Annotated in this window: 9 protein-coding genes; 5 read left to right on the top strand and 4 right to left on the bottom strand. The window is 61.2% G+C overall.

What is annotated here, in order from left to right; translation table 11 throughout:
• Positions 1–886: AEC family transporter (locus AACS18_RS02870; protein WP_108613646.1), on the bottom strand; the 886-nt coding region annotated here is incomplete at its 3' end.
• A 137-nt stretch (positions 887–1,023) separates the two neighbouring features.
• On the opposite strand from AACS18_RS02870, the gene treR reads away from it, so the two are divergent.
• The 5 genes from treR to AACS18_RS02845 all read left to right on the top strand — a co-directional run bounded on the left by treR (position 1,024) and on the right by AACS18_RS02845 (position 6,235).
• Positions 1,024–1,971, top strand: a complete 948-nt coding sequence (gene treR, locus AACS18_RS02865) for a trehalose operon repressor TreR (RefSeq protein WP_108613645.1) — start codon at positions 1,024–1,026, stop codon at positions 1,969–1,971.
• Positions 1,972–2,162: 191 nt separating this feature from the next.
• Positions 2,163–3,593, top strand: coding sequence for a PTS trehalose transporter subunit IIBC (gene treB, locus AACS18_RS02860; RefSeq protein WP_175610321.1), 1,431 nt, complete (start codon positions 2,163–2,165; stop codon positions 3,591–3,593).
• A 68-nt stretch (positions 3,594–3,661) separates the two neighbouring features.
• Positions 3,662–5,323: an alpha,alpha-phosphotrehalase gene (treC, locus tag AACS18_RS02855; protein ID WP_108613644.1), complete on the top strand. Its 1,662-nt coding sequence runs from the start codon at positions 3,662–3,664 to the stop codon at positions 5,321–5,323.
• A 3-nt stretch (positions 5,324–5,326) separates the two neighbouring features.
• Positions 5,327–5,926: a sugar O-acetyltransferase gene (locus tag AACS18_RS02850; RefSeq protein WP_108613643.1), complete on the top strand. Its 600-nt coding sequence runs from the start codon at positions 5,327–5,329 to the stop codon at positions 5,924–5,926.
• A 120-nt stretch (positions 5,927–6,046) separates the two neighbouring features.
• On the top strand, positions 6,047–6,235 hold the full coding sequence (locus AACS18_RS02845; protein ID WP_005336040.1) for a hypothetical protein: 189 nt from the start codon (positions 6,047–6,049) through the stop codon (positions 6,233–6,235).
• A gap of 60 nt (positions 6,236–6,295) precedes the next feature.
• Here AACS18_RS02845 and rluA read toward each other — a convergent pair whose 3' ends face one another.
• The 3 genes from rluA to AACS18_RS02830 all read right to left on the bottom strand — a co-directional run.
• A complete protein-coding gene (rluA, locus tag AACS18_RS02840; RefSeq protein WP_005343025.1) occupies positions 6,296–6,952 on the bottom strand; it encodes a bifunctional tRNA pseudouridine(32) synthase/23S rRNA pseudouridine(746) synthase RluA in 657 nt (218 codons plus the stop codon).
• Between the two features lie 116 nt (positions 6,953–7,068).
• Positions 7,069–9,936, bottom strand: coding sequence for an RNA polymerase-associated protein RapA (gene rapA / locus AACS18_RS02835; protein ID WP_108613642.1), 2,868 nt, complete (start codon positions 9,934–9,936; stop codon positions 7,069–7,071).
• 70 nt (positions 9,937–10,006) lie between these two features.
• The coding region (locus tag AACS18_RS02830) for a hypothetical protein (protein WP_219928001.1) at positions 10,007–10,258 on the bottom strand (252 nt) is incomplete at its 5' end.

Here is a 10,258-nt window from a genome sequence, read left to right as displayed (position 1 = left end):
GGGTGGTGGTGGCGATGATGTTTGCGGCCAGCACGCTGTCGCCCCCCATGGCGCGGGTCATCACATAGCTGGCGGCGGCAGTCGGGGTGGCGCTGATGAGAAACAGAATACCCAGCTCCAGATGGCTGAAGCTGAGCAGGGCCGCCCCAAGAGTGAACGCAGCCGGAATGAGACAGAGCCGCATGATGCTGGCCCAGCCCGCAATGGCTGCACCACCACGCAGAGCATCCAGGCTGAGGGAGGCGCCGGTGCAGAGCAGCGCCAGCGGCAACGTCATGTTGGCGAAGTAGCTGCCGGTGGTGAGCAGCAGTTGCGGCATCTTGATACCGAGCAGGGTAAAGGGCAGCGCCGCCACAATGGCGATGATCAGGGGATTCTTGATGATGCCGAGCAGAATGGGGCGGATACCGGTGGCGCCGCCGAGACTGCGGGTGAGGGTGATCACTGCGAGAATGTTGTAGAGCACGGTCACCGCGCCGACATAGAAGGCCGCCGCCCCCAACCCCTCGTGGCCGTAGGCGTTCTGCACATAGGCGAGCCCGATAATGGCGCTGTTGCCGCGAAAGCTCCCCTGTACGAAGATGCCGCGCAGCCGCTGCTCCCCGATAAAACGTCCGGCCAGCAGCTCCAGAACCAGATAGCTGATAACGGTGGCGAGCAGGCCATAGCCGATAAACCAGAGGCTCGGCATGGTGGCGAAGTTGGTACCCAGAATACTGAGAAAGAGCAGAGCGGGCAGGGTGACCTGAAACACCAGTCGCGAGGCGGATTCGGTAAAGGGATCCGGCAGCAGCCCCAACCGCTTGAGCAAGATGCCGAGCAGCAGCACCACGCAGATGGGGCCTGTGATGGAGAGGGAGAAGAGCAGACTGGCCAGCAGATCCATGATGGGCGTCCTGTGCTGTGCCCACACACCCTGACGGCGGGGCAAAAAAGGCATTCTAACGCCATGGGCTTGTATTCACAGGGGTTAATCACAACAATGTGGGCAATTCCACCGCCTAGCCTCCTGTGAGCCAATTCATGGACAAGAAACTGACCATCCTCGATATCGCCAGACTGAGTGGCGTCGGCAAGTCGACCGTCTCCCGGGTGCTTAATCAGGATCCCAAGGTGAAGCAGGAGACCCGCGAGCGGGTAGAGCAGATCATCGCCGAGCACGGCTTCGTGCCGAGCAAGTCGGCGCGGGCCATGCGCAGCCAGAGCCAGCAGGTGGTGGGGATCATCGTCTCGCGGCTCGACTCCAGCTCGGAGAATCAGGCGGTGCGCGGCATGCTGGAGACTCTCTACCAGCGCGGTTACGACGCCGTGCTGATGGAGAGCAAGTTCTCCCCCGCCAAGGTGCAGGAGCATCTGGCGGTGCTGGAGCGGCGCGGGGTGGATGGCATCATCTTGTTCGCCTTCAACGATCTGGACTATGCCGCCATGGCGCCGCTCAGGGATAAGCTGGTGCTGGTGGCGCGCGATCACCCCGGCTTCTCCTCGGTCTGTTTTGACGATGCCGGTGCGGTGCACGCCATGCTGGACCAGCTTGCAGCCCGCGGCATTCGCGACATCGCCTACCTGGGGGTGGATACCAGCGACCTCACCACCGGCCAGCGCCGGCTCGACGCCTACCTCGGCTACTGTGCCGAGCAAGGGCTGGCGGCGCGCAGCGCCCTCGGCGATCTCAGCCTGCAGAGCGGCTACCGGCTGGCGGGGGAGCTGCTCACCCCGACCACCGGCGCCCTGGTTTGTGCCAGCGACACCCTTGCCATCGGCGCGGCGAAGTACCTGCAGGAGCAGGGGCGCAGCGAGGTGCTGGTGACCGGCCTTGGCAACAACCCCATGCTCAGCTTTCTCTTCCCCAATGCCCTCAGCCTGGATCTCGGCTACAAGGGGGCGGGCGAGCAGGCGGCTCGTCAGCTGCTCGGCCAGATCGAGCAGGATCTGCCCCCGCTGGCGACCATAGCCCCCAGCCACCCTCTGTGATTGCCATCACCTAGTCCTGCACAAAAACTGTGCTTTTTGTGAGCTCGGCCACGAAATGGGAACGTTCCCATTTTGATCTGGCCAGATTGTCGGCATGCTAAATGGGAACGATACCAAAAACGCTCGGGCCCACTGACTGGCCCAAAAGGGCGACGCAGACCAATATCAATGGAGTCACAGAGGGAAGACTCATGTCCAAGATCAACGCACAACACCTGGCCACGCTCATCGACAAGATCGGTGGCAAGGAGAACATCGCCACCGTCAGCCACTGCCTGACCCGGCTGCGCTTCGTCCTGAACGATCCGGCCAAAGCCGACAGCAAGGCCATCGAAACCATCCCGGCGGTGAAGGGCAGCTTCACCCAGGGTGGTCAGTTTCAGGTGGTCATCGGCAACGAGGTAGAGCAGTGGTACAAGGCGCTGACCGAAGAGATCGGCGTCAGCGGCGGCAGCAAGGAGGCCGCCAAGCAGGCGGCGCGCCAGAATATGAATCCGCTGGAACGGGGCATCTCCCACCTGGCGGAGATCTTCGTGCCGCTGCTGCCCGCCATCATCACCGGCGGTTTGATCCTGGGCTTTCGCAACGTCATCGGCGACATCAAGATGTTCGACGATGGCACTCACACCCTCACCGAGATCAGCCAGTTCTGGGCTCAGGTGCATGCCTTCCTCTGGCTGCTGGGCGAGGCGATCTTCCACTTCCTGCCGGTCGGTGTTTGCTGGTCTGCGGTCAAGAAGATGGGCGGCTCCGAGATCCTCGGTATCGTGCTCGGTATCACGCTGGTGTCGCCGCAGTTGATGAACGCCTACGGTATCGGCCAGCAGACTCCCGAGGTGTGGGACTTCGGCCTGTTCGTGATCCAGAAGGTGGGTTATCAGGCGCAGGTCATTCCGGCGCTGCTGGCGGGGGTATTCCTGGCCTGGGTAGAGACCAACCTCAAGCGCATCATTCCGGCCTATCTCTATCTGGTGATCGTGCCGTTCGTTTCGCTGCTGCTGGCGGTGATTGTGGCCCACGCCTTTATCGGCCCGTTCGGCCGCTGGATTGGTGAGGGCGTCGGCTTCGCTGCCAAGGCCGCCATGACAGGTTCGTTTGCCCCCATCGGTGCCGCCCTGTTCGGTTTCCTCTACGCGCCGCTGGTCATCACCGGCATCCACCACACCACCAACGCGGTGGATCTGCAGCTGATGCAGAGCATGGGTGGCACCCCGATCTGGCCGCTGATCGCCCTCTCCAACATCGCTCAGGCTTCTGCAGTCGTCGGCATCATTCTGATCAGCCGCAAGGAGAACGAGCGGGAGATCTCGGTGCCTGCCGCCATCTCCGCCTATCTCGGGGTGACCGAACCGGCGATGTACGGTATCAACCTCAAGTACAAGTTCCCCATGCTGTGCGCCATGGTGGGCTCGAGCCTTGCTGCCCTTATCTGCGGTTTCGCCGGGGTGATGGCCAACGGCATCGGGGTAGGGGGCCTGCCGGGCATCCTCTCCATCCAGCCGCAATACTGGGCCGTTTACTCCCTTGCCATGCTGGTGGCTATTGTAGTGCCGGTGGTGCTGACCCTGCTGGTTTACAAGCGCCAGCAGGCGGCCGGCAAGCTGGCCCAGGCCAGCGCCTGATTCCACGCATCAGGGCGACCTGCAGGGGTCGCCCTCTCCCTTTTTCATTCGAGACAAGAGCAAGACCCATGAGCCAAACACCCTGGTGGCAGAGCGCCGTGATTTACCAGATCTATCCCAAGAGCTTTCAGGATTCCGCTGCCCGTGGCACCGGCGATCTCAAGGGGATCATGGCCCGCCTCGACTATCTCAAGACCCTCGGTGTCGATGCCCTCTGGCTGACCCCGGTCTACGTCTCGCCGCAGGTGGACAACGGCTACGACATCGCCGACTACCTTGCCATCGACCCCGCCTACGGCACCATGGCTGATTTCGAGGCGCTGCTGGCTGCCGCACGCGCGCGCGACATCCGCATCGTGATGGATATCGTGGTGAACCACACCTCCACCGAGCACGCCTGGTTCAAGTCGGCGCTGGGGGATAAAAACAGCCCCTACCGCGACTACTACATCTGGCGCGATCCGGTGGATGGCGGCGTGCCCAACAACTGGCAATCCAAGTTTGGTGGCAGCGCCTGGGAGCTCGATGAGATTACCGGTCAGTACTACCTGCACCTGTTTGCCCGCGAGCAGGCGGATCTCAACTGGGAAAATCCGGCGGTGCGCGCCGAGGTCAAAAACATCATCCACTTCTGGGCGAAGAAGGGGGTGGATGGTTTCCGGCTCGACGTCATCAACCTTATCTCCAAGGATCAGGCGTTCCCGAACGACGAGATTGGCGATGGCCGTCGCTTCTATACCGACGGGCCGCGCATCCACGAATTTTTGCAGGATGTGAGCCGCGACGTGTTTGCCCCGGTCGGCGCCATGACGGTGGGGGAGATGTCCTCTACTTCGCTGGAGCACTGCCAGCGCTATGGCGCCCTCGATGGCTCCGAGCTCTCCATGGTGTTCAACTTCCACCACCTCAAGGTGGATTACCCGGGCGGCGACAAGTGGACCAAGGCGCCGTTCGATTTCCTCGAACTCAAGCGCATCTTCAATCACTGGCAGAGCGGTATGCACGGCAAGGGGTGGTCGGCGCTGTTCTGGTGCAACCACGATCAGCCGCGCATTGTCTCCCGTTTCGGCGATGAGGGTGAGCATCGGGTAGTGGCCGCCAAGATGCTGGCCAGCACGCTGCACGGCCTGCAAGGCACCCCCTACATCTATCAGGGGGAGGAGATAGGCATGACCAACCCCGGTTATCAGCGCATCGATGACTATCAGGATGTGGAGAGCCGCAACATCTTCGCCATCAAGCAGGCCGAAGGGATGAGCGAGGCCGAGATCCTCGCCATTCTCGGTGCCAAGTCCCGCGATAACTCGCGCACCCCGATGCAGTGGAGTGCCGCCCCCAATGCCGGTTTCACCAGCGGGACGCCCTGGCTCAAGCCTGCCGCCAACTATTCCGAGATCAACGCCGAGGCGGCGCTGGCCGACCAGAACTCGATGTTCTGGCACTATAGGGATCTCATCGCCCTTCGCAAGGCGTACCCCATCTTCACTCAGGGGGATTATCAGGAGCTGCTGACCGGGCACCCGCAGATCTGGGCCTATGCCCGCCGTGCCAACGGTCAGACCCTGCTGGTGGTGAGCAACTTCTACGGCGAGCCGGTTGAGTTTGCCTTGCCTGCCGAGCTGCAAAGCGGGCAAGGTCGGCTGCTGCTTGGCAACTACCCGGATAGCCCGGCCCAACCGCAATCGGCTATGCTGCGCCCTTATGAATCCCTGATCTGGCTGATGGAGTAGGTAATGGAGAAGGTGGTGCGCGGTACCGAGTGGCAGAAGATGGTGGCGGGGGAGCCTTATGATGCGGCTGACCCTGAGCTCAAAGCTGCGCGCGAGCGCTGCCGCCGGCTCTATCACACCTTCAACACCAGCTGGCAGGAGAAACCAGCGCGGGATGCTTTGCTGCACGAGCTGCTCGGTGGCCGCGGCCAGGAGTGTGCCATCAATCCGCCATTCTTCTGCGACTATGGTGCCAACATCTTCGTCGGCGAGAACTTCTACGCCAACGTCAATTGCACCATCCTCGACGTCTGCGAGGTACACATCGGCGACAACGTGCTGCTGGCGCCCGGGGTACAGATCTACACCGCCGCTCACCCGGTGGCGGTGGCGCCGCGCATCAGGGGAGTCGAGTTCGGCAAGCCGGTGCGGATCGGTCACAACGTCTGGATCGGCGGCAGCACTGTTATCTGCCCAGGCGTCACCATTGGTGACAACAGCGTCATCGGCGCCGGTTCGGTGGTGATCAAAGATGTGCCCACCAACGTGGTGGCGGCTGGCAACCCTTGCAAGGTGCTTCGGGCGATGACGGCACAGGAGCTTGAAGGCGTCATCCAGCGGTGAACAGGGACCATGAATGCTATTGCTATCTGATTGATAGAAAAGCAACTTTCAGATTGTTTTGCATTCAGTGCTTATGTTCGGGGCCGCTTGGTCGATACTGTTGAGTGCAGGAGGAACCCTATGGATATATCAAGTTCTGCAAATGCGTCGTTTGGTTCTGCTCTGATGACGGCCAGTCTGGCCAAGAAACAGCAGACCCAAGAGGGCGAAGCTGCGCTGAAGCTGCTGCAAAACGCAGCGCAATCAGCGCCGGTTGCACCGACATCGGCCAGCGCTTCTCTGGGAAGCAAGATCGATATTCGCGTCTGACCCTAATGAAAAAGCCCCCATCTCGCGATGGGGGCTTTTTTATCTCTGCGATTTGCGGGATCAGACCGGGAAAGGAGCAGGCGCCTCGAAGGTCATCCGCTCGCCACTGCGGGGGTGGCTGATGGTCAGCATGGCCGCATGCAGGTAGAGATGGGGCGCCGCCGCCAGCGCATCCGGATGGGCGTAGAGGTTGTCACCCAGGATCGGGTGCCCCAGCTCCAGCATATGGACGCGCAACTGGTGCGAGCGACCTGTGATGGGGGTCAGCTTGATCAGGCTATTGCCGTTCTCCACTTTCAGTTTCTGCCACAGGGTCAGAGCGTGACGCCCCTCCTCGTGATCCACCTTCTGTTTCGGGCGGTTGGGCCAGTCGACGCAGAGCGGCAGATCAACCTGACCCGACTCTGCCTCCGGCTCGCCCCACACCCAGGCGAGGTAGTGCTTCTCGGTCTCCCGCTCGCGAAATTGCCGACTCAGCTCCCGATGAGAGTTGGGGTTGAGGGGAATGACAATGACGCCTGTGGTGGACATGTCGAGGCGATGAGCTGCCGCCGCCTTGGGGTGCTGCTGTTTCACCCGATGCAGGACGCTGTCTTCATTCTCGGGGCCGCGCCCGGGGACGCTTAGCAGGCCAGTGGGCTTGTTGACCACCATGATGTCCTTGTCCTTGAACAGGATATCGAGCCAGGGTTCCAGAGGCGGTGAGTATTCAAACATAAATGTCTCGCATCAGAAGGTGGGGGGCAAGCCCCCATCAGTTATGGGTAACCACGACAAAGCGGCCTTGGGTATCCAGTTTGAGCTGGGTTTGGCCGCTGTCGGTCGGTACCTTGTCAGTTATGGGTGACCACGATAAAGCGGATGGCATCCAGCTTGAGTTGGGTCTGATCGATCAGGTGGTGCAATTCTGCCTGCAGATTGCGCAGATAATCCAGTTCGCTGTCGCGCACGTTCGGGTTGACTGCCTTGAGCGCCTCCAGACGATCCAGATCCTGCTGCAGGGTCTGCGCCATCTGGGCGCGGGCCTTGTCGACAATCCCGGCTTTCAGCTCTTCGGCAATGGCCTGGCCCTTGCCAATCAGACCGTGGATCACCGGCTGGGATGCAGTCACGAGCTTGCTGCCGAGGTGGCGGTTGACCGGAGTCAGCTGACGGTTGAAGGCATCGAACGCCACCTTCTCACCCAGATTCTGGCCGTTCTTGTCCATCAGCAGACGGATCGGCGTTGGCGGCATGAAGCGATAGAGCTGGGGATGGGCTGCAGACTCGGCGACAAAGATCAGCTCAAGCAGGATGGAGCCGATGGGCAGCGCCTTGTTCTTGAGCAGTGCGACCGAGGTGGCACCGATCTCGGAGCCCAGGATCAGGTCGATACCGCCGCGCATCATGGGGTGATCCCAGGAAAGCAGCGCCATGTCATCCCGCGACAGAGCTGTGTTGCGATCGAAGGTGATGGTCATGCCATCTTGCGGCAGGCCCGGGAAGCTGGAGACCAGCATGTGATCTCCCGGGGTCAGCACCAGCGCGTTCTCGCCTCGGTCATCCTGATTGACGCCGATCTCGTCGAACATCTTGAGAGCGAAGGAGATCATGCCGGTGTCGTCATCTTCGGCGGCCAGCTTGTCGACCAGCTGCTGGGCTGCGGCGCCACCGCTGGAGTGGATCTCCAGCAGGCGATCGCGACCCTGTTCCAGCCGGGCCTTGAGCGGCTCGTGCAGTTCGCGGGTCTTGACCAGCAGGGCGTCGAGGGCTGCCTGATCGCCGGTGTTGGCGGCCAGCAGCTCGAACAGCTCTTCACGTACAGCTTCGAATACCGGGCGAGCCGTCGGGCAGGTCTGTTCGAACGCGTCCAGACCATCGTGATACCAGAGCTGCAGGGCGCGCTGGGCAGTCCCTTCCAGATAGGGAACGTGGATCTCGACGGTATTCTGCTGACCGATACGATCCAGTCGGCCGATCCGCTGTTCCAGCAGATCCGGGTTGAGGGGCAGATCGAACAGCACCAGATGGCTGGCAAACTGGAAGTTGCGCCCTTCTGAGCCGATCTCGGAGCAGAGCAGCACCTGGGCGCCACCCTCTTGCTGAGCGAAATAGGCGGAGGCCTTGTCCCGCTCGAGGATCGACATCCCTTCGTGGAACACGGCACCACGGATCCCTTCACGGGTGCGCAGCGCCTCTTCCAGCGCGATAGCGGTCGCCGCTTCGGAGCAGATCACCAGCACCTTCTGCTGGCGGGCTGAGAGTAGCAGCTCCAGCAACCATTCGACGCGCGGGTCGAACTGGGTCCAGGTGGCGTTGTCACCTTCGAACTGCTGGAAGATCTTCTCGGGATAGAGGTAGCGCAGGGCACGGGTCTGCAGATCGCCACCGTTGCCACCCATCATGCCCATCACCTTGATGGCAGTCTTGTACTGCTCCGGCAGCGGCATGGGGTAGACGTTGAGGTGACGCTCGGGGAAGCCCTGAATATTGGCGCGGCTGTTGCGGAACAGTACCCGGCCGGTGCCATGCTGGTCCAGCAGCTTGGCGACCGCCTGCTGGCGGGCGGCGGCATCGCTCAAGTCCAACCCTTCCAGCTGGCTGGCGAGGATCTGTCTGGCTTCATCACTCAGGGTCTCGCCATCCAACAGCTCTTGCGCGGCGCTCGCGACCTGACCATAGGCCTGCTCCTCGGCGAGGAAGGCCTCGTAGTCGTAGAAACGCTCGGGATCGAGCAGGCGCAGACGGGCAAAGTGGCTCTGGTGGCCCAGCTGATCCGGAGTCGCGGTCAGCAGCAGTACGCCCGGCACCTGTTCGGCCAGCGCTTCCACCATTTCATAGGCACGGCTCGGCGCCTCTTCGCTCCACTCCAGATGGTGCGCTTCGTCGACAACCAGCAGATCCCACTCGGCTTCCAGCACCTGCTCGAAGCGACGACGCTTCTTGCGCAGGAAGTCGAGGCTGCAGATCACCAGCTGTTCGGTCTCGAAGGGGTTCTCCGCATCGGCAAATGCCTCGATGCAGCGCTCCTCGTCAAACAGGGAGAAGTGCAGGTTGAAGCGGCGCAGCATCTCGACCAACCACTGATGCTGGAGCGTTTCGGGCAGCAGAATGAGCACGCGATGGGCGCGGCCGGAGAGCAGCTGCTGATGAATGATCATGCCCGCTTCGATGGTTTTGCCCAGACCCACCTCATCGGCCAGCAGTACGCGCGGAGCGTAGCGGTGACCCACTTCATGGGCAATATAGAGCTGGTGCGGGATCAGGCTGACCCGGCCACCGGCCAGACCGCGAGTCGGGTTGCGACGACGCCGGTGCTGGTTGACCAGCGCCTCGTAGCGCAAGGTAAAGCGGGACATCCGGTCAATCTGACCGGCGAACAGGCGATCCTGCGGCTTGTTGAACTTGATAAAGTTGTTGAGAAACACTTCCTTGAGGGCAACGGGCTCATTATTGTCGGTGCGCACACCTACATATATAAGCAGGCCGTCTTTCTCCTGCACTTCGTCGACCGTCATGGTCCAGTCTTCGTGACTGGTGATCTGATCGCCCACATTGAAGCTGACCCGGGTGACCGGCGCCTCTTCTTTGGCATACATGCGGTTTTCACCGGTAGCCGGAAACAACAGGGTAACCATGCGTCCTTCAACAGCAACGACAGTCCCCAACCCCAGATCCGTCTCTGTATCACTAATCCAACGCTGGCCAAGTGCAAAAGGCATTAAACTCTCCAAAGCCCAAGAGTGTGTGAATCGCAAAGGGGCGCTATGTTACCCGAAGGCGTGACCTCGATCACCATGCATATAGATGTAGAGAGACCAAAACGCCACAACCTTGATCTGCTACCACCGCTACGCCATCTAGAGGATAGCGAGCTCGCCAAACGGGTGTGTTATTGCAGGATAAATGCGCTTTTTGGGTGATTAGTGAACGGTTGAACCAAAAATGCGAATTTAATTCGAAAACACCCTTGCAAGCGTGATCCAGATCCCTATAATGCGCCTCCATCGACAGGGCAAGCGGCAACGCAAACAACCTCGTCGA

It is taken from the genome of Aeromonas sp. HMWF015 (assembly GCF_963878965.1).
GTDB lineage: Bacteria > Pseudomonadota > Gammaproteobacteria > Enterobacterales > Aeromonadaceae > Aeromonas > Aeromonas veronii.
This window is presented reverse-complemented; position numbering and strand designations above follow the sequence as displayed.